The sequence below is a fragment of the Streptomyces sp. NPDC002817 genome (assembly GCF_053592055.1).
The window spans coordinates 106926-128439 of record NZ_JBSFUY010000009.1 but is presented as its reverse complement, the minus strand read 5'-3'; the positions used below and the strand labels follow the sequence as shown (position 1 = coordinate 128439).

General features: G+C 72.1%; 22 protein-coding genes. 7 read left to right on the top strand and 15 right to left on the bottom strand.

The annotated features are described in order from the left end of the window. Positions 1 to 33: 33 nt before the first annotated feature. A complete protein-coding gene (locus ACWD3I_RS19585) occupies positions 34 to 2022 on the bottom strand; it encodes a HEAT repeat domain-containing protein (RefSeq protein WP_365409616.1) in 1989 nt (662 codons plus the stop codon). 272 nt (positions 2023 to 2294) lie between these two features. On the opposite strand from ACWD3I_RS19585, the gene ACWD3I_RS19580 reads away from it, so the two are divergent. Genes ACWD3I_RS19580 through ACWD3I_RS19565 form a run of 4 tightly spaced genes read left to right on the top strand, consistent with a single transcriptional unit; the run spans position 2295 to position 4745 of the window. Then, on the top strand, positions 2295 to 3062 hold the full coding sequence (locus ACWD3I_RS19580) for a GNAT family N-acetyltransferase (RefSeq protein ID WP_365409619.1): 768 nt from the start codon (positions 2295 to 2297) through the stop codon (positions 3060 to 3062). Continuing rightward, on the top strand, positions 3062 to 3877 hold the full coding sequence (locus ACWD3I_RS19575; RefSeq protein WP_365409622.1) for a lysophospholipid acyltransferase family protein: 816 nt from the start codon (positions 3062 to 3064) through the stop codon (positions 3875 to 3877). Before ACWD3I_RS19580 ends, ACWD3I_RS19575 begins: the two co-directional genes overlap by 1 nt. A gap of 7 nt (positions 3878 to 3884) precedes the next feature. Next, positions 3885 to 4286, top strand: coding sequence for an AraC family transcriptional regulator (locus ACWD3I_RS19570; protein WP_365409625.1), 402 nt, complete (start codon positions 3885 to 3887; stop codon positions 4284 to 4286). Between the two features lie 48 nt (positions 4287 to 4334). Beyond that, the gene (locus tag ACWD3I_RS19565) at positions 4335 to 4745 is read left to right on the top strand and encodes a VOC family protein (protein ID WP_351676509.1); all 411 of its coding nucleotides are present in this window, start codon (positions 4335 to 4337) and stop codon (positions 4743 to 4745) included. On the opposite strand, the gene ACWD3I_RS19560 is transcribed toward ACWD3I_RS19565, so the two are convergent. The 5 genes from ACWD3I_RS19560 to ACWD3I_RS19540 all read right to left on the bottom strand — a co-directional run bounded on the left by ACWD3I_RS19560 (position 4742) and on the right by ACWD3I_RS19540 (position 9827). Beyond that, positions 4742 to 7105, bottom strand: coding sequence for an excinuclease ABC subunit UvrA (locus ACWD3I_RS19560; protein ID WP_365409628.1), 2364 nt, complete (start codon positions 7103 to 7105; stop codon positions 4742 to 4744). The two genes, ACWD3I_RS19565 and ACWD3I_RS19560, sit on opposite strands and share 4 nt — an antisense overlap. A gap of 11 nt (positions 7106 to 7116) precedes the next feature. Next, the gene (locus tag ACWD3I_RS19555; protein WP_365409631.1) at positions 7117 to 8115 is read right to left on the bottom strand and encodes an LLM class flavin-dependent oxidoreductase; all 999 of its coding nucleotides are present in this window, start codon (positions 8113 to 8115) and stop codon (positions 7117 to 7119) included. 49 nt (positions 8116 to 8164) lie between these two features. Beyond that, entirely contained in the window at positions 8165 to 9352 is a 1188-nt protein-coding gene (locus tag ACWD3I_RS19550) for a GTP-binding protein (protein WP_365409634.1), read from the bottom strand. Positions 9353 to 9358: 6 nt separating this feature from the next. Beyond that, positions 9359 to 9529 carry a 50S ribosomal protein L32 gene (rpmF, locus tag ACWD3I_RS19545; protein ID WP_365409637.1) on the bottom strand — a complete coding sequence of 57 codons (171 nt, stop codon included), beginning with the start codon at positions 9527 to 9529 and terminating at the stop codon, positions 9359 to 9361. A 67-nt stretch (positions 9530 to 9596) separates the two neighbouring features. Continuing rightward, positions 9597 to 9827, bottom strand: a complete 231-nt coding sequence (locus ACWD3I_RS19540; RefSeq protein WP_365409640.1) for a hypothetical protein — start codon at positions 9825 to 9827, stop codon at positions 9597 to 9599. A gap of 86 nt (positions 9828 to 9913) precedes the next feature. On the opposite strand from ACWD3I_RS19540, the gene ACWD3I_RS19535 reads away from it, so the two are divergent. Beyond that, positions 9914 to 10405, top strand: coding sequence for a phosphatase domain-containing protein (locus ACWD3I_RS19535; protein WP_266885085.1), 492 nt, complete (start codon positions 9914 to 9916; stop codon positions 10403 to 10405). 10 nt (positions 10406 to 10415) lie between these two features. Here ACWD3I_RS19535 and ACWD3I_RS19530 read toward each other — a convergent pair whose 3' ends face one another. From ACWD3I_RS19530 to egtA, 5 genes are read right to left on the bottom strand one after another with little or no spacing between them, the layout of a single operon-like run. Continuing rightward, entirely contained in the window at positions 10416 to 10631 is a 216-nt protein-coding gene (locus tag ACWD3I_RS19530; protein WP_266885083.1) for a dodecin, read from the bottom strand. A gap of 43 nt (positions 10632 to 10674) precedes the next feature. Further along, complete coding sequence (gene egtD / locus ACWD3I_RS19525) at positions 10675 to 11637, bottom strand: L-histidine N(alpha)-methyltransferase (RefSeq protein ID WP_365409644.1); 963 nt, start codon at positions 11635 to 11637, stop codon at positions 10675 to 10677. Further along, entirely contained in the window at positions 11634 to 12425 is a 792-nt protein-coding gene (gene egtC, locus ACWD3I_RS19520; RefSeq protein WP_365409647.1) for an ergothioneine biosynthesis protein EgtC, read from the bottom strand. The genes egtD and egtC overlap by 4 nt, the downstream gene beginning before the upstream one ends. Beyond that, complete coding sequence (gene egtB / locus ACWD3I_RS19515; protein ID WP_365409650.1) at positions 12425 to 13735, bottom strand: ergothioneine biosynthesis protein EgtB; 1311 nt, start codon at positions 13733 to 13735, stop codon at positions 12425 to 12427. Before egtB ends, egtC begins: the two co-directional genes overlap by 1 nt. Further along, positions 13732 to 15021: an ergothioneine biosynthesis glutamate--cysteine ligase EgtA gene (egtA, locus tag ACWD3I_RS19510; protein ID WP_365409653.1), complete on the bottom strand. Its 1290-nt coding sequence runs from the start codon at positions 15019 to 15021 to the stop codon at positions 13732 to 13734. The genes egtB and egtA overlap by 4 nt, the downstream gene beginning before the upstream one ends. A gap of 276 nt (positions 15022 to 15297) precedes the next feature. Here egtA and ACWD3I_RS19505 point away from each other — a divergent pair, with 276 nt between their 5' ends. Further along, the gene (locus tag ACWD3I_RS19505) at positions 15298 to 16113 is read left to right on the top strand and encodes a TIGR02452 family protein (protein WP_365409656.1); all 816 of its coding nucleotides are present in this window, start codon (positions 15298 to 15300) and stop codon (positions 16111 to 16113) included. Here the strand turns inward: ACWD3I_RS19505 and ACWD3I_RS19500 are convergent. The 4 genes from ACWD3I_RS19500 to ACWD3I_RS19485 all read right to left on the bottom strand — a co-directional run bounded on the left by ACWD3I_RS19500 (position 16098) and on the right by ACWD3I_RS19485 (position 19877). Next, the gene (locus tag ACWD3I_RS19500; protein ID WP_365409659.1) at positions 16098 to 16544 is read right to left on the bottom strand and encodes a type II toxin-antitoxin system PemK/MazF family toxin; all 447 of its coding nucleotides are present in this window, start codon (positions 16542 to 16544) and stop codon (positions 16098 to 16100) included. The two genes, ACWD3I_RS19505 and ACWD3I_RS19500, sit on opposite strands and share 16 nt — an antisense overlap. Positions 16545 to 16586: 42 nt before the next feature. Next, a complete protein-coding gene (locus ACWD3I_RS19495; RefSeq protein ID WP_365409662.1) occupies positions 16587 to 18071 on the bottom strand; it encodes an SPFH domain-containing protein in 1485 nt (494 codons plus the stop codon). A gap of 133 nt (positions 18072 to 18204) precedes the next feature. Then, the gene (locus tag ACWD3I_RS19490) at positions 18205 to 18423 is read right to left on the bottom strand and encodes a hypothetical protein (RefSeq protein ID WP_171139045.1); all 219 of its coding nucleotides are present in this window, start codon (positions 18421 to 18423) and stop codon (positions 18205 to 18207) included. A gap of 26 nt (positions 18424 to 18449) precedes the next feature. Next, positions 18450 to 19877, bottom strand: a complete 1428-nt coding sequence (locus ACWD3I_RS19485) for an amidase (protein WP_451084123.1) — start codon at positions 19875 to 19877, stop codon at positions 18450 to 18452. Between the two features lie 248 nt (positions 19878 to 20125). On the opposite strand from ACWD3I_RS19485, the gene ACWD3I_RS19480 reads away from it, so the two are divergent. Continuing rightward, entirely contained in the window at positions 20126 to 21505 is a 1380-nt protein-coding gene (locus ACWD3I_RS19480) for a glycoside hydrolase family 43 protein (protein ID WP_451084122.1), read from the top strand. Positions 21506 to 21514 lie beyond the last annotated feature (9 nt).

The following is a 21514-nucleotide window of genomic DNA, read 5'->3' as shown; positions in this document are numbered from 1 at the left end:
CGGGCGTGGTGCTCATCCCCGGTCCCGCCGAGTTCACAGGGCCAGCGCCTCGTCGATCAGCTCGCGGAACTCCTCGTCCTGGAGGATCGCGCGATAGTCGCCGTACGCCGAGATTCGGCGGTCCTGGTCGCGCAGGGCCCGCAGGGCCTCCCGTACCGTCGGGCCGATCGCGCGGAAGCGGATCAGCGTCCGCAACGCGGAGTGGAACAGTCCGTAGAGCTCGTGGCCGCCCGAGGCGAACGCGAGAACCTGCTCCTCCAGGAGCGGGCGGGCGGGCTCGGGTTCCTCCGTCACCGTCCACAGGGCCGTGGCCACGTTCACCCCGAAGACGTTCTCGGCCTCCGCCAGAATGCGCCGCAGCTCATCGGCGTACGGTGCGGCCCGGAGGCCGAAGTCGGCGAGCTGAACGAACGGGAAGTACGGCGGCTCGCCCGGCTTCGGCAGAGTCTCCCCGAGCGCCCGCAGCGCGTCGGCCGGGTCCGCGCCGCCGATGCGCCAGAGCACCCAGTGCAACCACCGGCGGTTCTCCGGTGGTTGGAGGGCCATCCGCTCGCGTATCGCGGGCGCGGCGGAGACGGCAGCGGGGCCCATCGCAGCCAGCGCCTCGGCGGCCTCGTGCCAACGGAAGCGGTCCGCCACGTAGGCCGTGACCTCCGGCAGCGCGGGCAGCGCGGCCGTTCCCCAGACCTTGAGCGTCGCCAGGAGGTCGGCCAGCACCGAGCCGGGCAGGCCGGGGTCGGTCAGTTCCCGCCGCAGCTCCTTCCGCAGCGTCGGCAGGAGGGTGTCCGCGTGAGCCCGGAGCGGGCCCAGGACGTCCGCGAGGTCGGGGCTGCGCGGGTCGCTGATGGCGTAGCCCCGGCCGTGGCGCCCGCGCCATGTCGCACACAGTCCCTCCACCAGGCCCGGCAGCGCCCGCGCGTCGTCCATCCGGGCCAGCGCCCAGCGGGCCTGCTCGCCGACGGTGCCCTCCAGGAACTCGTCCTCGCCCGGGTCGTCGAGCAGCGCGGCGAGCCGGTCGGCGTGTGCGGCGGCCCCGGGTCCGAGAGCGGCGAGGAGATGGACGGCCCGATAGCGTACGGCGGGGTCGGGGTGGTCCAGGAGACCGGCGGCGAGCGGGACCAGCGCGGGTTCGACGGACCGCCGACGGGTCAGCAGCTGCCAGGAGTGATCCAGCACGGCCCGCAGCAGGTCGGTGTCCTCGGCTGGGTCCGCCGCCGCGGCCAGCCGGGCCAGGAACGCGGTCGCCTCGGCGGGCGTGTCCTCGAACAGGGCGGCTGTCCAGAAGGCGACATCCTCGCGGGTGTACGGGTACTCCACGTCCGGCCTGTACCAGACTGCCTCCCGGCGTGACCGTACGGCGGGGTCGACGAGGGCCGCCAGCAGTCGCTCCCGTTCCCGCAGCGCGATCCCGGGGTCCGTCTCCGAGGCGGCGTGCACGGCCGCGAGTCGTACGACGGGATCGTCGTCGCGGAGTGCCTCGGCCAGGACCGCGCGGACCTCGGTGTCCTGGGAGAGCCCGCCCAGCGCGAACAGCACGGGCAGACGTACCGACAGATCCTGTTCGGCCCGCCACCGCTCCAGCAGCCGGGCGGAACCCTCCGCGAGGGGCACGGCCTGCCGTCGTACCACCGGATCCGGGTCGGTGAGCAGGGACTGGACCGCCGCGCGCTCCCGATCCCAGGCCCTCGGCCAGCCCGGGTCCACCAGGTGCGGCGCACACTGCTCCGCACACCAGGCCAGGCTGCCCAGCAGTTCCACGAGCGTCGCCCGTGCGCCCGTGCGGGGGTCGGCGGCGAGCGCGACGATGAACGGCAGGGTGGCCGTGGCCGCCGAGCCGACACCGCGCTCCTCAAGTGCGAGGGCGGAGAACAGCGGCGAGCAGTCGTCCCCGGTCGAGGCCGGACCGCTGTGGAGGAGGTGGCGCAGTACCCGGTGCACCTCCTCGGCCGACGCGGTCGGATACACCGCCACCAACCGCTCCCACGGCAATGCGTCCAGCGCCTGCGCCGACACGTCCGCCACGCGTGCGCCTCCGTCCCTCGTGATCGGTTCCGGAAGGGAGACGGTCCTGAGGTGCCGGGGGTTGCCCCCCGTCGGCCATCTGTCCGACACCGGCCCGTCGACGGAGCCCGGCACCCCCGACATCCGGCCCGAGCCGTTCAACCTCCCCACATCAGCACTCCCGGAACCGGTCACGTCCACGCCAATCGGCGTAGGAAGAACAGAGGGTGCGGGCCGGATCCACCGGCCCACCGGGTGCCGTCCCCGAACCGGCCCGTGACCTGGAGTGAGCCATGACCGCCGTATCCGCTCTCGACTCCCCTCTTCTCTCCGCCGCTCCCACCCGCTACACCGTCACCCTCGCCCGCGACGAGTCCGGCGTACGCGCCGCCCAGCGGCTGCGCCACGACGTGTTCGCCGGGGAGATGGGCGCCCTGCTGTCCTCCCCGCAGCCGGGCCATGACCTCGACCCCTTCGACGCCTACTGCGACCACCTGCTCGTCACCGACACCCGCACCGGCCAGGTCGTCGGCACCTATCGACTGCTGCCGCCGGAGCGGGCCGCGGTGGCCGGACGGCTGTACTCGGAGAGCGAGTTCGACCTGTCCCGCATCGACGCCCTGCGACCCGGCCTCGTCGAGGTCGGCCGCTCCTGCGTGCACCCCGACCACCGGGACGGCGCCGTCATCGGGCTCATCTGGGCCGGCATCGCCCGCTACATGCTCGACCGCGGCCACGAGTGGCTGGCCGGCTGCTGCTCGATCCCGCTCGCGGACGGCGGTGCGCTGGCGTCGGCGACCTGGGAGCGGGTGCGGGACAAGCACCTGGCGCCGGAGGAGTACCGCGTGCGCCCGCTGCTGCCCTGGGGCCCGGGACAGCCCGCCGCCGGCCGCGGTGAGCTGCCCGCCCTGCTGCGCGGCTATCTCCGCCTCGGCGCCTGGGTCTGCGGGGAGCCCGCCCACGACCCGGACTTCGGGGTCGCCGACCTGTACGTGCTGCTGTCGATGCGCCGGGTCAACCCGCGCTATCTGCGGCACTTCCTCTCCCTCGTACCGGCCTGATGAGCGTCTGGCTGCCCAGCGCGCCCTGCACCCCCGGGGCGTGTGTGGAGCCGACGGGGTCCGGCACGGCGGTACCGCGCGCCGTGCTGCGCCTGGCGGCGGTCATGGTCCTGGTGCTCGCCGGGGTCGTGCTGTCGCCGCTCGGCGGGCTGATCCCCGCCGAGTCGGTGAGGCGGTGGTGCCGGTGGATCGTACGGGCCGCGGGGGTCCGGGTCCGTGTCACCGGCGCCGCCGCGCCCACCGGCGGACTGCTCCTGGTCGCCAACCACATCTCCTGGCTGGACATCCCGCTGCTCGCCGCTGTGCGCCCGGCCCGGATGGTCGCCAAGACCGAGATCCGACAGTGGCCGGTGGCGGGCGCGGTGGTGGCCCGGGCCGCGCTGTTCATCGAGCGGGACCGGCTGCGCGCCCTTCCGGACACGGTCGCCCGGATCGCACAGGGGCTCCGCGGCGGGCAGGCGGTCGCGGTCTTCCCCGAGGGCAGCACCTGGTGCGGACGCGCCCAGGGCACCTTTCGCCGGGCCGTCTTCCAGGCCGCCCTGGACGCCGGAGTCCCCGTCCAGCCGGTGCGGCTGCGCTACCGGCTCGACGGCGGCACGGCCAGTACCGCGCCCGCCTTCGTCGGCGAGGACACCCTGCTCGCCTCGGTGTGGCGGGTGGTGTCGGCGCGGGGGCTGGTGGCCGAGGTGGAGGTACGGGACGTCATCCCGCCCGGCAGCCACGCCGACCGCCGGTCGCTCGCCCTGGCCGCCCAGCCCGCGACCTCGCACCGACCCGGCTGGATCCACTCGGCGCTGGTCGCGCAGGTGATGTGATGGCGGTGTGAGCCGCGCCGCAGAAGAGACCAACCGCCGCATGCTGCGGGCCCGGGACGCCATGGACCGCGCCTACGCGCAGCCGCTGGACGTCCCGGCCCTGGCCCGGATCGCCCATGTGTCCCCGGCGCACTTCACCCGCACCTTCCGCGCCACGTTCGGCGAGACACCGCACCGCTATCTCCAGCGGCGCCGCGTCGAGCGGGCGATGTTCCTGTTGCGGGAGACCGACCGCAGCGTGACCGACATCTGCTTCGCGGTCGGCTTCGGCAGCCCGGGGACCTTCAGCCGCACCTTCCGCGACATCGTCGGCCGGTCACCGAGGACGTACCGCAAGCAGACCTCCGCGATCGCCGTACCGACGTGCTTCACGAAGGCGTGGACCCGGCCGAGGGCCTCGGCCGACTGAGCAGTTTTGGATAAGTTTTCGTCCGGCCCGCTCGGTAGCGTGAAGCGCATGTTCACCGCCATCACACACTCACAGATCTACGTCCTCGACCAGGACGAGGCCCTCGACTTCTACGTCGGCAAGCTCGGCCTGGAGGTCCACACCGACGCCGACCTCGGCTTCATGCGCTGGCTCACCGTCAACGTCCCGGGCCACCCGGACCGGCAGATCCTGCTGGAGCGGCCGGGGCAGCCGGCGCTGTCCGAGGAGACGGCGGCGCAGGTCCGCGACCTTCTCACCAAGGGCGCCATGGGCGGCCACCTCATCTTCAGCACCGACGACTGCCGCAAGACGTGCGAGACCCTGCGCGGCCGCGGCGTCGAGATCACCGACGAACCCACCGAGCGCCCGTACGGCATCGACTGCGGCGTACGCGACCCCTTCGGCAACAGCATCCGCTTCACCCAGCCGAACGACTAGCCGCGCCGGCCGTCGGCGGGGGCGCCCGGTGACCGGATCGCCGCGGCCAGATACGCCGCCGTGGCGCTGTCCTTCGCCCGGGCCACCTCCGTGGGCGGTCCCGTCGCCACGATGCGGCCGCCCGCGTCCCCGCCGCCCGGTCCCAGGTCGATCACCCAGTCCGCGTCCGCGACGACGGACATGTCGTGCTCGACGACGATGACGGTGTGCCCGGCGTCGACGAGTCCGTGGAGCCGGCGCATCAGCACCTCGACGTCGGCCGGGTGGAGGCCGGTGGTCGGCTCGTCGAGGAGGTAGAGGGTGTGGCCGCGGCGCCCACGCTGCAACTCGCTGGCCAGCTTGATGCGTTGGGCCTCGCCGCCGGATAGTTCGGTGGCGGGCTGGCCCAGGCGCAGATAGCCGAGGCCCACGTCCAGGAGCGTGCCGAGGCTGCGGGCGACGGCGGGGGTGTCGGCGAAGAACTCCGCCGCGGACTCCACCGTCAGGTCCAGTACCTGGGTGATGTTCCGCCCCCGGTACGTCACTTCGAGCGTCTCGGCGTTGTAGCGGGCCCCGCCGCAGTCCGGGCACGGCGCGTACGTGCTCGGCAGGAACAGCAGCTCGACGCTGACGAAACCCTCGCCCTGACAGGTCTCGCAGCGTCCCCCGGCCACGTTGAAGGAGAACCGGCCGACACCGAAGCCGCGTGACCGCGCCTGGTCCGTGGCCGCGAACTCCTTGCGTACGACGTCGAAGAGGCCCGTGTAGGTGGCCAGGTTGGAGCGCGGGGTCCGGCCGATCGGCCGCTGGTCGACCGAGACGAGCCGTCCCACGCCCGCCGACTCCTCGGTGATCTCCCCGATGAGCGTGGACTTCCCGGACCCGGAGACGCCCGTCACCGCCGTGAAGGCACCCAGCGGGAACTCCGCCGTCACCCCGCGCAGGTTGTGCCGGGTGACCGGGCCGATCTTCAACTGCCCTCTGGGGGCGCGCACTTCACGTACGGCGGCGGGGGAGCGGCCGAAGAGGAAACGCGCCGTCTCGGACCCCTCGACCGCGGTCAGTTCCGCCACGGGACCGCTGTGCAGCACCTCGCCGCCGTGCTCACCGGCCCGCGGACCCACGTCCACCAGCCAGTCCGCGCCGCGCACCACGTCGAGGTGGTGCTCCACCACGAACACCGAGTTGCCGGCCGCCTTCAGCCGCTCCAGCACCGTCAGCAGCGCCTCGGTGTCCGCCGGGTGCAGTCCTGCAGACGGCTCGTCGAGGACGTACACCACTCCGAACAGTCCGGAGCGCAGCTGGGTCGCCAGCCGTAGTCGTTGCAGCTCACCGGCGGAGAGGGTGGGGGTGGAGCGGTCGAGGCTGAGGTAGCCGAGGCCGAGTTCGAGGACGGGTGCGATACGGGACTCGAGGTCGTCGGTGAGGACACGGGTGGTCTCGTCCACGGCGAGCAGGTGGCCCATGAGCCGCGTCAGCGGCAGCGCCGCCAGCTCGGCGATCGTCCGTCCCGCGAAGGTCACCGCGAGCGCCTCCGGCCGTAGCCGGCTGCCGCCGCACGCAGGGCAGGGCGCGCTGCTGAGGAACCGCTCCGCCTTCGTCCGCAGCGTCGGGCTCCTGGAGTCCGAGAAGGTCTTCATCACATAGCGCCGGGCGCTCATGTACGTGCCCTGGTAGGGCCGTTGGATGCGGTCCGCGTCCCGCACCGGATGCACCGTGACGACCGGCTGCTCGTCGGTGAACAGGATCCACTCCCGAGCCTCGGCGGGCAGCTCGCGCCACGCCCGGTCCACGTCGTACCCCAGCGCGTCCAGGATGTCCCGCAGGTTCTTCCCCTGCCAGGCGCCCGGCCACGCCGCGATCGCGCCCTCCCGGATCGACAGCGACGGATCGGGGACCAGCAACTCCTCGGTCGTGCGGTGCACCTGCCCCAGCCCATGACACTCCGGGCACGCCCCCGCCGCCGTATTGGGCGAGAAGGCGTCCGAGTCGAGCCGGTCGGCCCCCGGAGGGTAGTCACCGGCCCGGGAGAACAGCATCCGCAAGGAGTTCGAGAGGCTGGTGACCGTCCCGACGGACGAACGGGACGTCGGAGCCGAACGACGCTGCTGCAGCGACACCGCGGGCGGCAGCCCGGTGATCTCCCCGACCTTCGGCGCCCCCACCTGATGGATCAGCCTGCGCGCGTACGGCGCGACGGACTCGAAGTACCGCCGCTGCGCCTCGGCATAGATCGTCCCGAACGCCAGCGACGACTTCCCGGACCCGGAGACCCCGGTGAACACGGCCAGCACGTCCCGCGGGATGTCGACGTCCACACCCTTGAGGTTGTGCTCTCGGGCGCCGCGGACTCGGACATACGGGTCATGTGGGTGGTGCATGAGGGGGAACTCTAGTCGGAGACGATCGAGGCCAGCCGTCGGTAGGAGTCCAGCAGCGCGTCACGGTCGTGGCTGCTGGTGGTGACGAGCACCTCCTGCGCGCCCGTCTCCTTCAGCACCGTCTCCAGCTCGTGCGCCACCTGGTCCTCGGTGCCGGCGATGTGGCCGGTGAGGCCGGACTCGTAGAGGTCGCGCTCCTTGGCGGTCATGGTGAGTGCCTCGACGCGGTCGGCGGCCGGCAGGGGCGGGAAGGTGCCGTGGGTGCGGGAGTGGGCCATGGACCAGGCCTCCGGGATCAGGAGGCGGCGGGCGTCCTCGGGGGTGGCGGCGACCGCGATCGTGCCGGAGATCACGACGTACGGTTCCGGCGCCCAGGGGGAGGGGCGGAAGTGGGTGCGGTAGTGGTCGATGCCGCGCTGCATCCTGTCGCGGCTGCGAAGGTCGCCGATGACCATGGGCAGGCCCGCGCGGGCCGCGATCGCGGCGCCCTCGCCCATCGCGAGGACGAACGGCGGCACGGTCAGGCCCTCCGCAGGGCGCGCGTGCACACCGGTCGGGGAGGTGCCGCGGAACCAGCCGAGCAGTTCGTCGAGCTGGCCGGCGAAGTCGTCGGCGTCGTCCTTGCCTCGGCCCAGCGCCTTGCGTACGCCGTCCGTGAAGCCGACCGAGCGGCCCAGCCCCATGTCGATGCGGCCGGGGAAGAGGGACTCCAGGACGCCGAACTGTTCGGCCACGACCAGCGGCCGGTGATTGGGCAGCATCACGCCGCCCGTCCCTACCCGGATCGTCCGTGTGGCTCCGGCCACGGCGGCGGCCAGTACGGTCGGGGCGGAACCGGCGACGCCGGGTACCCCGTGGTGCTCCGAGACCCAGAACCGGTGATATCCGAGCCCCTCCAGCTCCTGCGCGAACCGTACGGTGTCGCGCAGCGCCTCGGCGTTCGAGTGGCCCTCACGGGTGCGGGAACGGTCGAGGACCGAGAAGCGGGTGGCGGCGGTCAGGTGGGTCACAGGGGGTTCAACGCCGGGGACGCCGTGACATTCCCGGCGTCACCCGGTGTCAGGATGCGGACACGGCGTGTTCCTGGGCGGATACGGCGTGCTCGTGCTCGCAGGTGTCCTCGATGCCGTACGTGTCCCAGGCCGGGAAGGGGTCGACGTCCGGGACGCTCTCCTCCGGGTCCATGAGGCAGGCCGCGAGGGCGCTGTGGAGTCGCGCGGCCTCCAACTGGGTGCCGATGAAGACCAGTTCCTGTGCGTGGGGCGCCTCGTCGTCGCGCGCCGCCGACGGTTCGAAGCGGGCCACCGAGCCGGCCTGGGACCACAGGCCGGTGACGTGGGGGCGGCTGGCCAGGGTGAAGAAGCCCTTGGAGCGGAGGACGCGGCCGTACGCGCCGCCGTCCAGATGTTCCGTCACGAACGTCCACAACCGGGCGGGGTGGAAGGGGAGTTCGGAGCGGAAGACCGTGGAGGAGACGCCGTACTCCTCGGTCTCGGGGACGTGCTCGCCGTTGAGTTCCCGGACCCAGCCCGGCGCCTGTTGTGCGCGTTCCAGGTCGAACAGGCCGGTGCCCAGGACGTGTCGGAGGTTCACGCGAGCGTGGCGTGCGTCGACGATCCGGGCGACGGGGTTCAGCCGGTGCAACGCCGCCCGCAGTCGGGCCGCGGCGTCCGTGTCCACCAGGTCGAGTTTGTTGAGGACGATGACGTCCGCGAACTCGATCTGGTCGACCAGCAGATCGCTGACCGTGCGCTCGTCGTCCTCGAAGGGGGCCAGCCCCCGCTCGGCCAGTTCGTCGCCGCTGTCCAGCTCGGGCAGGAAGTTGGCCGCGTCGACGACCGTGACCATGGTGTCCAGACGGGCCACGTCCCCGAGCGTGGCCCCGTCGTCGCGGGCGAACGCGAAGGTGGCCGCGACGGGCATCGGTTCCGAGATGCCCGACGACTCGATGAGCAGGTGGTCGAAGCGGCCCTCCCGGGCCAGCCGGTCCACCTCCTCCAGCAGGTCGTCCCGGAGGGTGCAGCAGATGCAGCCGTTGGTCATCTCGACCAGGCGTTCCTCGGTCCGCGACAGCGCGGCCTCGCCGCCCCGCACCAGCGCGGCGTCGATGTTGACCTCGCTCATGTCATTGACGATCACGGCGACCCGCAGGCCCTCGCGGTTGGCCAGGACATGGTTGAGCAGCGTGGTCTTGCCCGCCCCGAGGAACCCGGACAGGACGGTGACCGGCAGACGGTCGTAGGGCATCGGGGCTCAGCCCTCGGGACGCAGCAGGCCGCGCTGGTAGGCCTTGACGAGGTTCTGCGGTACGAGGTGCGCCACGCCGTCGATCGTGACGGGCACCAGCGACGGGGTGGCCGCCTTCCACTGCGCGCGGCGGTGGCGGGTGTTGCTGCGGGACATCTTCCGCTTGGGGACAGCCATGACAGGGACCTCCTCGGTGGGACAGCGAGCACCGAGGACGCTACATGAAAATGGATCCCATTAACAATTAAGGCCGCTCCTTCAGGACCTGGCCCCTGCGCTCGCCCCGTTGTGCCGCCGGGTCCAGCGCCTTCCGCGGGGTCCGCGGCGGCTGTGCGAGCGTGCCGGCTGCCGAGTCGCTCCCGTTCGTGGCCGCTACCGGGGTTCTCGGCGCGCCGGACGCCTCGCCCGCCAGGCCCAGTACCGATGCCGTCGCCGCGCCCGCGACCACTGCCGACCAGATCGCCGTGTTCCGCATGGGGCCTCCCGCCTCCGCCTGCGTGCCATGTCGCAGAGGAGTCGGCGCACGGCGCGAGAAGGTTGCCGGGTTCTAGGGTGGAGCGCGTGACCGACAGCAGCAGACCGCCCCTCGCCGTGTTCGACCTGGACAACACCCTCGCGGACACGGCCCACCGGCAGCGCTTCCTGGAGCGCAAGCCCCGCGACTGGGACGGCTTCTTCGCCGCCGCGCCCCAGGACCCGCCCCTCGCGCAGGGCATCGCCCTGGTCCTGGAGAGCGCCGAGGAGTGCGAGGTCGTCTATCTCACCGGTCGGCCCGAGCGCTGCCGACAGGACACGCTCGACTGGCTCGCCGCCCAGGGACTTCCCGAGGGCCGTGTCCACATGCGGCGCGACAACGACCGCAGGCCCGCCCGGCGCACCAAGCTGGAGACCCTCCGTCGGCTCGCCCGTACCCGAGAGATCCGGGTGCTGGTGGACGACGACGAACTGGTCTGCGAGGACGCCGAACGGGCCGGATTCACCGTCGTACGGGCGCGCTGGACCGCCCCCTCCGCCGCGCTGAGAACCGCGCAGGAGCGGGAGGGGCGGACCTGAGCCGGTGTCGCTAGTCCGACTCGTCCAGGCGGAAGCCCACCTTCAGGCCCACCTGCCAGTGCGCGACCTGTCCGTCCTCGATCTGCCCCCGCACCTGGGTCACCTCGAACCAGTCGAGGTTCCGGAGGGTCTCTGAGGCACGGCCGATGCCGTTGCGGATGGCCTGGTCGACGCCGTCGGGCGAGGTGCCGACGATCTCGGTCACCCGATAGGTGTGATTCGTCATGGCTCCACCGTGCCCCAGGTGGCGGCGGAGCGCGAGCCGTCCGTCACCGCACCGTGCTCAGCGACAGCGCGAACCGGCCTTGTTCGTCCGTCCACCAGTGGGCCAGTTCCAGGCCGGCGGCGGACAGTTCGGCCCGCACACCCTCCTTGCGGAACTTCGCTGACACCTCGGTGTGCAGCTCCTCGCCCGCCGCGAAGTCGATGGCGAGGTCCAGCGCGGGGATCTTCACGGTCTGAGCGGTACGGGAGCGCAGCCGCATCTCGATCCACTCGTTCTCCGCGTCCCAGAGCGCCACATGGTCGAAGGCGCGGGGATCGAAGTCGGCACCCAGCTCCCGGTCGACGACGGTCAGGACGTTCTTGTTGAACGCCGCCGTCACCCCGGCCGCGTCGTCGTACGCCCTGACCAGCACCTTCTCGTCCTTGACGAGGTCCGTGCCGAGCAGCAGGGCGTCGCCGGGGGAGAGCAGGGCGCGGACCGAGCCGAAGAACTCCGCCCGCTCGGCCGGCAGCAGATTGCCGATCGTGCCGCCGAGGAACGCCACCAGCCGGGGGCCGGGTGCCCCGGGCAGGGCGAGCTCGGTCGTGAAGTCGGCGATCAGGGCGTGCACGTTCAGCCCCGGCCGCTCCGCGATCAGTGCGTGCCCGGCCTGCGTGAGGGCGCTCTCGCTGACGTCGACGGGCACGTACGTGTGCAGGTCGCTCAGCGCGTCGATGACGTACCGCGTCTTCTCCGAGGAGCCGGAGCCCAGTTCGACGAGGGTGCGGGCACCGGAAGCCGCCGCGATCTCGGCGGCCCGGGCGACGAGGATCTCCCGCTCGGCGCGGGTCGGGTAGTACTCGGGCAACTCCGTGATCCGGTCGAAGAGTTCGCTGCCGTGGGCGTCGTAGAACCACTTCGGCGGCAGAGTCTTCGGGGTGCGGGTCAGGCCGCGCAGGACGTCGGCGCGCAGGGCGGCCTCGGTGGCGTCCTCGGGCAGGGTGCGGGTGAGAAGGAACGGGCTCACGTACGGGGCTCCTTCGACGGTGCGATGGCCGAGGCGGCTTCACTCGGCTCCTTCAGCGGGGTGAGCAGCACGTCCGTGCGGCTCGCCGCGAGCAGGGTGCGGTCGGGGACCTTCTGCCAGTGCGGATCGTCGTCGTAGGGCTCGGAAGCGACGACCGTGCCGCGGGAGCACGTCAGGTACCAGAGGGTGTCGCCCCAGGTGGTCGCGGTGATGGTCTCGCCGTTGGCGAGGAGGAGGTTGAGGCGGGAGCCGGGGGCCGCCTCGGCGACCTCCAGGACCGTGTCGGCCAGTGCCTGGCTCTCGTCGTCGCCGGCGCGGAGGCGGGCGAGGACCAGGGCCCAGACGAACGCCGAGTCGTTGCGGGCCTCCATGGACAGCAGGTCGGCGGCGGGCAGGGTCTGGGTCAGCGGTGCCAGGGAGCGCGGCCAGCCCTTGACCGCGCCGTTGTGGCTGAACAGCCAGGGGCCGCCGGCGAACGGCGCCGCCGCGGCCTCGCCGTCCGCGCCCGCCAGGGTCGCGTCCCTGACAGCCGCCATCAGCGCACCGGTCCGTACCACTCGGGCCAGGTCCGCGAAGGACTGGTCCGCCCAGATGGGCCCGGCCCGGCGGTAGCGGGCCGGCGCCGGGTCGCCCTCGGCGTACCAACCGACCCCGAAACCATCGGCGTTGACGGTGCCGTAGCGCTGGTGCCGGGGTGCCCAGGACTGGCGGTACAGGCTGTGCGGGGGCTCCGTGAGGAGCCGCCCGAGCGGCTCCTCGTCGCCCAGATACGCCAGGTGACGGCACATCAGACGCCCTCCGCGGAACGGGCGGTGCGGAACCCGGAGAAGATCTGGCGCCGGATCGGGTAGTCCCAGTTGCGGAACGTGCCCCGGCAGGCCACCGCGTCGACGGCGAACGAACCGCCGCGCAGCACCTTGTGCTCGGGGCCGAAGAACACCTCCGAGTACTCCTTGTACGGGAACGCCTCGAAGCCCGGGTACGGCTGGAAGTCGCTCGCCGTCCACTCCCACACGTCGCCGATCAACTGCCGTACACCGAGCGGGGATTCACCCTCCGGATAGCTGCCCGCCGGGGCCGGGCGCAGATGCCGCTGGCCGAGGTTGGCGTGCTCGGGCGCCGGGTCGGCGTCACCCCACGGGTAGCGCATCGAGCGGTCCGTGGTGGGGTCGTGGCGGGCGGCCTTCTCCCACTCGGCCTCGGTGGGCAGCCGCCGCCTGGCCCAGCGGGCGTACGCGTCGGCCTCGTACCAGCTCACGTGCACCACGGGCTCGTCGGGCGGCACGATCTCGGTGACGCCGAAGCGGCGGCGCAGCCACTGGTTGCCGTCGCGCCGCCAGAACAGCGGGGCGTCGATGTCGTGCTGCCGGATGTAGTCCCAGCCGGCCGGTGCCCACCATCGGTCGAGCCAGTAGCCGCCGTCCTCGATGAACTCCTGGTATGCCTCGTTGGTGACCGGAGCGGTGTCGATGTAGAACGGCGCCACCTCCCGCCGGTGCGCCGGGCGTTCGTTGTCCAGCGCCCACGGCTCGTCGGAGGTGCCCATCATGAACGGGCCGCCGGGAACCAGGACTTCGGCCGGACCGGTGTGGAGGGGCGCGGGGGCCGGGTCGGGGGCGGTCAGGGCCTGGGGGCCCGTGCGGAGCTGATGGGTGATCAGCATCGTCTCGTCGTGCTGCTGTTCGTGCTGGGCGATCATCCCGAAGACGAACCCCGCCTCGGTGAGCCGCGTGCCGTGGAACGCGGTCCCCTCCAGCAGGTCCAGGACCCGGCCGCGCACCTCCGCCGCGTACCGCCGGGCCTCGTCGGGCGGGAGCAGCGGCAGCTTCGGCCGTTCCGCGCGCGGGTGCTCGAAGGCGTCGTAGAGGCCGTCGATCTCGGGCCGCATCGCCTCCCGCCCTGCGACACCCCGCAGCAGCCAGAGCTCCTCCTGGTTGCCGATGTGCGCGAGGTCCCACACCAGCGGGGACATCAGCGGCGAGTGCTGGGCGGTGAGGTCGGGGTCCTCGACACAGCTGGTCAGCAGCGTCGTGCGGTCGCGCGCCGTGGTGAGGGTGAGCAGCGCCCGGACGCGGAGCGTCTCGGCGTCGTCGGTCATCGGTGGAGGTCCTTCCCGTGCAACCGGTCCAGCAGATCGTCGGCGGGGCAGCGGCCCTGGAGGACGTACCGCTCCAGGTACGCCGCGACGGCGCCCGTGACCTCGGCGGTCGCGCCGAGCCGGGGCAGGGCGTCGAGGGCGGCCGTGAAGCACTGGACGGCCACGTCGTGCAGTTCCGGGTCGGCGAGGCCGGTGCGGGCCGCGTCGAGCCACAGCGGGTTGTGCGGGGCGGGCAGCCCCAGCGCCCGCTCGGCCAGCGGCTTCACCGCGCGGTACGCGGTCTCGGCGGCCTCGGGGTCGTCGAACAGCGCCGTCGTCACGGCGAGCGGCACGATCCAGCCGTCGTCGCCGGGCTGGGCGTCGATCATGCGCAGCTCGAGGTGGCCGCGCGGTCTGACCGGCGGGAACAGCGTGGTGAGGTGGTAGTCGAGGTCCTCGCGGGTCGGCGGCCTCGGTGTCGCGGAGCGGGTCCAGTCGCGGAAGGTCATGGCGTCCGGGACGTCCCAGGCGCGGCCGTCCTGGCGGATGCACATCACCGGGGCGTCGAGCACGTGCCGCGCCCACGCCTCGCGCGGGTCCCCGTCCAGCGGGGGAGCGCCCGCGCGGCCCGCGCCGATCTCCATCCACAGCAGCTGGCGGGTGGAGACCCAGCCGGTGGGCTCGCGGCCGGCCAGCGGGGAGTTGGCGAACGCGGCGACCAGGACCGGGCCCAGCTGGTGGGCCAGCCACCAGCGCCGCCCGTGCCCGAGCGGCCCTGGCTCCTCGTAGCCCGCGTCCAGGCACACCTGCACGGAGGCGGAGGTGCACATCATGGCGCGGCCGGCCGGGCCCGTACGGTCGAGGCAGGCTTCCATCGCGTCGTAGCGGGGTTCGCGCAGATACCGGCGGGGTGAGTGCCAGGGGTCGTGGCCGACGCCGACGAGGCCGAGACCGTGCCCGGCGAGCGTCGCGCGGACGGCGTCGAGGTCGGCGGAGACGGTGGCGATGCACTCCGTCAGGGAGGCGGCGGGCAGGGAGCTCAGCTCCAGCTGGCCGCCGGGCTCGACGGTGAGCGCAGAGTTCAGAGGAACGGTCCGCAGTGCGGCGTAGGCCGCTTCGAGCCGTTCGGGTGTGACGGGGAGCTGCGGCAGGCGCAGCTCGTGGACGAGCCATTCCACCTCGACCCCGACGGTGCGGGGCGGTCCGGTCTTGAAGCAGATGCCCCGGACGAGGGCCTCCACCTCGGCGGCGGACAGAGCGGTGCGGGGCTCCATACAGTCGCTACAGTCGGTAACCGAATCGGACATGTCGGGATCCTCCTGAGATTCCACCATGCCGCCGGCCTGGATGATGTTGGCCGGACCGGCATAACTCGTCCCACCCAAAACCCTCGCGGCGAATCGCACAAGAGTGCATATCGTCGTAATCAGGGCTGACGATCTCCGTTTTCTAGGTGTTTGCTGGGTGTTTCGAGGCCGGGAAACTCCGTTGCACCGTATGACCAGCATCGCCCACGATGCCTGCATGAGCACGACGGGGGAGCGCGCACGGCGCGCGTTCACGGCGCCCACGGGGGTGACGCCATGAGCGCGCGCCTGCGTGGCATCGCACAGCAGACGGAGCAGATCGTCGAGGCGGGGTTCTATCGCGCCTCCGACGGACGGGAGGTGCCCATCGCCGCGCGGACCGAGGCCGCACGGGCCGGTACGCGGATGTACGGGCCGGATCCCGTGCCCGTGCCGGAGTTCCCGCCCGGCGACACGCTCGTCGAGGTCACGGGCGAGAGCAGCCTGGAGGCCGCCCGTCGGCTCGGCGGTGTCCCGGCGGTCCTGAACTTCGCCTCGGCCCGCAACCCGGGCGGTGGCTATCTCAACGGCGCCCAGGCCCAGGAAGAGGCCCTGTGCCGAGCCAGCGCGCTGTACGTCTGCGTACGGGAGGCCAGGGACTTCTACGACCATCACCGCGCCCACCGCGACGCGTTCTACACGGACCGTGTCATCCACTCACCGGCCGTGCCCGTGTTCCGGGACGACCGCGGCCGTCTGCTGGACGAGCCGTACGCCGCCGGCTTTCTGACCGCCGCCGCGCCGAACGCGGGCGTCGTACGGCGCACGGTGCCGCAGCGCACGGCCGAGCTGCCGCACGCCCTGGCGGTGCGTGCCGAGCGGGTGCTGGAGGTGGCGGCGGCCGCGGGGTACCGGCGGCTGGTGCTCGGCGCGTGGGGCTGCGGGGTGTTCCAGAACGACCCCATGCAGGTGGCGGGGGCGTTCCACGCACTGCTGGGGCCGGCCGGGCGGTTCGCGGCGGCCTTCGAGCACGTGGTGTTCGGGGTGCTGGACCGCACGCCCGGCCACGTGGTGCGGGGCGCTTTCGAGAAGACCTTTCAGGTCCAGCCGTAGCGCTCGTGCAACCGCTGCCTGACCAGGTTGAACCGCATCCGGTCCAGCGCACAGGCCTCCCGGCGCATACCGTCCTCGTGCAGGCGCAGGACGCGGTCGACGTCCACCCAGGAGTCCCGGCCGGTGCGGTCCCAGGGGCCGCTGCCGATCGCCACCCACTCCCGGTCGCCGTCGTGGCGCTTGCTGGACAGCTGCACGGCGAGGAACGTTCCGGCCGCCTCGCGGGCGACCACGAGCACGGGCCGGTCCTTGCCGCGTCCGTCGTTCTCCTCATAAGGCACCCAGGTCCACACGATCTCGCCCGGGTCGGGGTCGCCGTCGTGCGCGGGTGAGTACTCGGTGCGCACCCGGCCCACCTCGCGGACGTCGGCCTCGGCGGTCGCGGTGCGGCCGAAGCGGCCGGGGACGTTCTCATCGGTAAACGCAGTCACGGGGGCACCTTAGAGGCTGCCCCCGTGATCGGACGTGACGGGTCACTTGTCGTCCATCGGCACCTTCTGAACCGGCGGCGGCGTCGCGATCCCGTTGAGGGACGAAGTGCCCGCCGGTTCCTGGCCGTTCTGGTTCATGGACGCCAGCAGCTGACGTGCCAGCCCCAGCCCGGTGCCGCCCATGGTGAGCGCCTTGGCGAGCATGTCCGCCATGCCGTCGGCCCCGTTGAGCACCACCATGTTGTCGACGCTGCCGAACGCGGACGCGCCCGCCCTGACGATCTCCGGCCAGTTCTCGGCGAGTTGCTGCGCGACCACCGCCTCCTGGTTCTCGGCGAGAGCGGCGGCCCGTGCCTTGATGGCCTCCGCCTCGGCGAGACCCTTGGCCTTCGTCGCCTCGGCCTGTGCCAGACCCCTGGCCTGAGCCGCAGCGGCCTCCGCCTCACCGGTGGCCCGGGTCGACGCCGCCATGGCCGTACCCCGGGCCTTGGTCGCCTCGGCCTCGGCACCCGCGGCCGTCTTGACCCGGGTCGCCTCGGCCGCCGCAGCCAGCTCCGTCTCCTTCGCCTTGGCCTGGGCCGCGGAGATCCGCGCGTCACGCTCGGCCTCGGCGAGCGTGCGCTTCTCGTAGGCCTGGGCGTCCGCCGGCTTGCGGACGTCCGCCTGGAGCTGCTGCTCCCGCCGGTTCGCCTCGAGTTCGGCGATCCGGGTCTCCTGGACGACGACCTCCTGCCGGGCCGCGGCGTCCGCGAGCGGACCGGCCTGGCGCGCCTTCGCACCCGCCTTGTCCCGCTCGGCCTGATAGCCGGCCTGGAGGATCTCGCTGTCCCGGGTGGCCTCCGCCATCCGTGCGAACGACTTCTGCTCGGCCTCCGTGGCCAGCCGGTTCGCCTCCGCCTGCGCGATGCGCGCGTCCCGCTGGACGGCCGCCGCGTGCGGCATCGCCAGGTTCTGGATGTACCCGGTCGGGTCCTCGATCTCATGGATCTGCAGGGAGTCGACGATGAGGCCCAGCTTCTCCATCTCCGTGCCGCAGGCGGCCCGGGTCTGCCCGGTGAGCTTCTCCCGGTCGCGGATCATCTCCTCGACGGTCAACCCGCCGACGATGGACCGCAGATGACCGGCGAACACGTTGTGCACCCGCTCCGACATCAGCTTCTGCTGGTCCAGGAAACGGCGCCCCGCGTTGGCGATCGACACGAAGTCGTCGCCCACCTTGAAGATGACCACGCCCCGGACCTTGAGCGGAATGCCCTGGTGGGTCACGCAATCCACGTGCAGCTCGGTCTCGTTGAGATCCAGCGAGAGCTTGCGCACCGCCTGCACACCGGGCAGCACCAGCGTGCCGCGCCCCGTGACGATGCGGAACCCCATGCCTTCCTCGAGGCCCTCGGTCTTGTGCTTGGAGCCGGAGATGATGAGCGCCTCATTGGGCTCGGCCACGCGCCACATCATCTTGAACACACCGATCAACGCGAGGACGGCCACTACCGCGACCCCCGCAACGACGCCGACGACCATCGGCATTCGCCCCCTTTGGATGGTGCCCTTTCGGCACCGAACGAAGGGAGTGTGCGCCTCGCCGAGGCCGGGGTACAGACCCTTGCGGATCCTTGTCACAACCTTGACGCATACCGCTCTCACCTGCGGTGGAGCATGCTCAACTGTCGTACGCCGCCTGGACGTAGACGGTCCTCGGCGCCTGGTACTCCACCACCATCACCACGGTGCCCCGCTCGATACGGTCCGTGCCGGTCGCCGCGTAGGCGAGAAAGTGCTCGGCGCCGCCCCGCACGCGGACGATCACCTCGCCGACGAGCCCGGGCCCCACCGTTCCGGTGACCCGACCCATGAGCCCGACCATCGACGCATCGTCCATGGTCACAGGGTAAGGGCCGAACGCCGTCACGCGGCCGGGGAATCCGTCGCGATCTCCCGCACCGGCGGCCACGCCTCGTGCCAGCGCAGCTCCGCCTCCAACTGCGCGGCCAGCGAGATCAACAGCGGCTCGCTGTTCGCCGGACCGAGCAACTGCGCCCCGACGGGCAGCCCTTGGCCGACGAATCCGGCGGGGACGTTGACACCGGGCCAGCCCAGCACGTTCCACGGCCAGGCGAAGGGACAGGCGGCGATCATGGCGCGGTCGGTGGCCAGCCCGCCCAGCTTCAGCATCGAGCCGATGCGCGGCGGGGGAGCGGCCGTGGTCGGCGCGAGGATCACGTCGTACGACGTGAGGAATCCGCCGATACGACGGTGCAGGACCGCCTCGGCCCGCCGCGCCGCCCGCAGCGGTGCCCCGCCGAGCAGTCGGCCGAGGCGGGCGGCGTCCCGGGTGCGCCGGTCGAGCAGTGCGGGGAAGGGGGCCTCGCCGACCCGCTCGGCGAGGCCGACCGTGGCGCGTGGGATGAAGGTGAGCCCGATCTGCCCGTACGGGGGGTCGGCCTCCTCGACGGTGTGCCCCAACGCGGCGAGTTTCTCGGCGAGTTCGACGACCTTCGCCCGTACCTCGGGCCGGAGCCGTGCGGGCAGCGCGGTGAACGGCGGATTCAGGGCGAGCGCGATGCGCAGCCTGCCGGGGTCGCGTCCGACGGCGCCGCAGGCGTCGATGGCGGGCGGCCGGTGCGGGTCGAGGTCGTGGTTGCCGCTCGCCGCGTCCAGCAGGAGTGCGGCGTCGGTGACCGTGCGGGCCAGGGTGCCGTTGACGGTGATGCCCTGGAAGGACTCGCCGCGCGGCCAGGTGGAGATGCGGCCGCGCTGGGGCTTGATGCCGATGAGATGGGTCCAGGAGGCCGGGATGCGCACCGATCCGGCGCCGTCCGAACCGAGCGCGGCCGGTACCAGGCCGGCGGCGACGGCGGCGGCCGAGCCGCCCGAGGAACCGCCCGGGGTGTGCTCGGCGCTCCACGGATTGCGGGTGGCGCCGAAGGCGGGTCCCTCGGTGAAGGGCCACTGCCCGAACTCGCAGGTGTTGGTCTTGCCGACGACGACTGCGCCGGCCGCCCGCAACCGTCGTACGGCTTCCCCGTCCTGAGCCACCGCAGGGAACTCTCCCCGGCAGCCGAACGCGGTCGGCTCGCCCGCCACGTCCATGTCGTCCTTGACGGCGACGGGTACACCGAGCAGCGGCCTGCGCACTCCGGCGGCGAGTTCCCTGTCCGCCGCGTCCGCCTCGGCGAGCGCGGCCTCGGCCCGGACGACCCGGAAGGCGTTGAGGGACCCCTGGCTGGTGGCGATCCGCTCCAGGGCCTGCTCCACGAGGGCCCGGGAGGTCACCTCCCCGTCGGCCAGGGCGCGGGCCGACTCCGCCAGGCCTGCGGCACGGTCGAGCGCCATGTGAACCCCTCCGCCTTGGGAGCGCGTTGTCTACCGAACGGTAACCTGTGGAAGCGCTGTCCCGGAACGCTCGCGGCGGGGGCGGAAGTCCGGTGCGCGGCACAGCTGTCCCACAGGGCTCACCAGGTCGTGCGCAAAGCATTGACGCGATTCGGCCTCGCCCCTACCTTCTGATCGACTTTCCGAACCTTGTTCGGCATGTCGGACACCAGAGCCGCGTTGTTTGTTTGTCCGAGGGAGAGCCGCCCGTGACCACACGACCCCCCGCACCGTCCCGTCGTACCCTGCTGCGTGCGATGGCGGCCCTGCCCGTCTCGGCCGTGCTGATGGGCGGCCTGCCCGGCGCGGCCTTCGCCGCCGCCCCGCCGAGCGGCTCCGCGACCCGCTACACCATCGTGCCGTTCCTCAACAGCAACGACGGCACGGTCAACGTCTACCAGTCGGACGACGCCCTCGACTTCCGGCTGCTGAAGTCCTCGGCCTACACCCCGCCGAGCAACAGAATCCGCGACGCCAGCATCTTCAAGCACACCAACGGCTACTACTACATCACCTACACCACCCACACCTGGCAGGACGCCAGCACCACGATCGGCTTCGCCCGCAGCTCCGACCGGGTCAACTGGACCTTCCTGTACGACTACACGGTCCCGATCACCAACCTGTCCCGGGCGTGGGCGCCGGAGTGGTTCGTCGACAGCGACGGCAGTGTGAACGTCATCGTGTCCTGCTCGGTCACCAGCGACGAGTGGATCTTCACGCCGTATCTGCTGAAGGCGACGAACTCCGCACTCACCGCGTGGAGTTCACCGGTGGCCCTCTCCGGCATCGGCGCGAACCACATCGACACGTTCCTCGTGAAGATCGGCTCGACCTACCACGCGTTCACGAAGAACGAGACGACCAAGTACATCGAGTACGCGACGGCCTCCTCGCTGACCGGCCCCTACACGATCTCCAGGACCGGCGACTGGGCCGGCTGGGGCAGCTACCGCGAGGGCCCGGCGCTCGTCCAGCTCGACAACGGCGCCTGGCGGCTCTTCTTCGACGGCTACGGCGACGGCAACTACTACTACAGCGACAGCTACGACACCTTCGCGACCTGGTCCGCCCCCGCGGCCCTGCCCGTGGTCTCCGGTACGGCCCGTCACTTCACGGTGATCAAGGAGACGGTGACGGGCGGCCCGAGCCTGGCGAAGAACGTCACGCGCTCCTTCCAGTCGGCCAACTACTCCACCCGCTACTGGCAGACGCAGTCCTCCCTGCTCAACCTCCCGGTGGTGACCAGCTCCAGCACCACCGCCGAGAAGACGGCGTCGACCTTCACCGTCGTGGCCGGCCTCGCCGACTCCAACGGCTACTCGTTCCGCGACTCCTCCGGCAACTACCTGCGCCACTGGGACTTCCGCGCCCGCTTCGACGCGAACGACGGCACGTCGACGTTCGCCAAGGACGCGACGTTCGTCGCCCGCACGGGGAGCACGAGCGGCTCGATCCGCTTCGAGTCGTACAACTACCCCGGGTACTACCTGCGCCACTACAACTACCAGCTGCGGGTGGAGCGTTCGAACGGCACCGATCTCTTCCGGACGGACAGCTCCTTCACCCCGGTGACCGCCTGGGCCTGAGCCCCGGGA

Bases quoted from the DNA above. Each gene is read 5' to 3' on its own strand.
- ACWD3I_RS19580 (WP_365409619.1), top strand. From the start codon at position 2,295: ATGACCGCCGTATCCGCTCTCGACTCCCCTCTTCTCTCCGCCGCTCCC.
- ACWD3I_RS19575 (WP_365409622.1), top strand. From the start codon at position 3,062: ATGAGCGTCTGGCTGCCCAGCGCGCCCTGCACCCCCGGGGCGTGTGTG.
- ACWD3I_RS19565 (WP_351676509.1), top strand. From the start codon at position 4,335: ATGTTCACCGCCATCACACACTCACAGATCTACGTCCTCGACCAGGAC.
- ACWD3I_RS19560 (WP_365409628.1), bottom strand. From the start codon at position 7,105: ATGCACCACCCACATGACCCGTATGTCCGAGTCCGCGGCGCCCGAGAG.
- ACWD3I_RS19550 (WP_365409634.1), bottom strand. From the start codon at position 9,352: ATGCCCTACGACCGTCTGCCGGTCACCGTCCTGTCCGGGTTCCTCGGG.
- rpmF (WP_365409637.1), bottom strand. From the start codon at position 9,529: ATGGCTGTCCCCAAGCGGAAGATGTCCCGCAGCAACACCCGCCACCGC.
- ACWD3I_RS19540 (WP_365409640.1), bottom strand. From the start codon at position 9,827: ATGCGGAACACGGCGATCTGGTCGGCAGTGGTCGCGGGCGCGGCGACG.
- ACWD3I_RS19530 (WP_266885083.1), bottom strand. From the start codon at position 10,631: ATGACGAATCACACCTATCGGGTGACCGAGATCGTCGGCACCTCGCCC.
- egtC (WP_365409647.1), bottom strand. From the start codon at position 12,425: ATGTGCCGTCACCTGGCGTATCTGGGCGACGAGGAGCCGCTCGGGCGG.
- egtB (WP_365409650.1), bottom strand. From the start codon at position 13,735: ATGACCGACGACGCCGAGACGCTCCGCGTCCGGGCGCTGCTCACCCTC.
- egtA (WP_365409653.1), bottom strand. From the start codon at position 15,021: ATGTCCGATTCGGTTACCGACTGTAGCGACTGTATGGAGCCCCGCACC.
- ACWD3I_RS19505 (WP_365409656.1), top strand. From the start codon at position 15,298: ATGAGCGCGCGCCTGCGTGGCATCGCACAGCAGACGGAGCAGATCGTC.
- ACWD3I_RS19495 (WP_365409662.1), bottom strand. From the start codon at position 18,071: ATGCCGATGGTCGTCGGCGTCGTTGCGGGGGTCGCGGTAGTGGCCGTC.
- ACWD3I_RS19490 (WP_171139045.1), bottom strand. From the start codon at position 18,423: ATGGACGATGCGTCGATGGTCGGGCTCATGGGTCGGGTCACCGGAACG.
- ACWD3I_RS19485 (WP_451084123.1), bottom strand. From the start codon at position 19,877: ATGGCGCTCGACCGTGCCGCAGGCCTGGCGGAGTCGGCCCGCGCCCTG.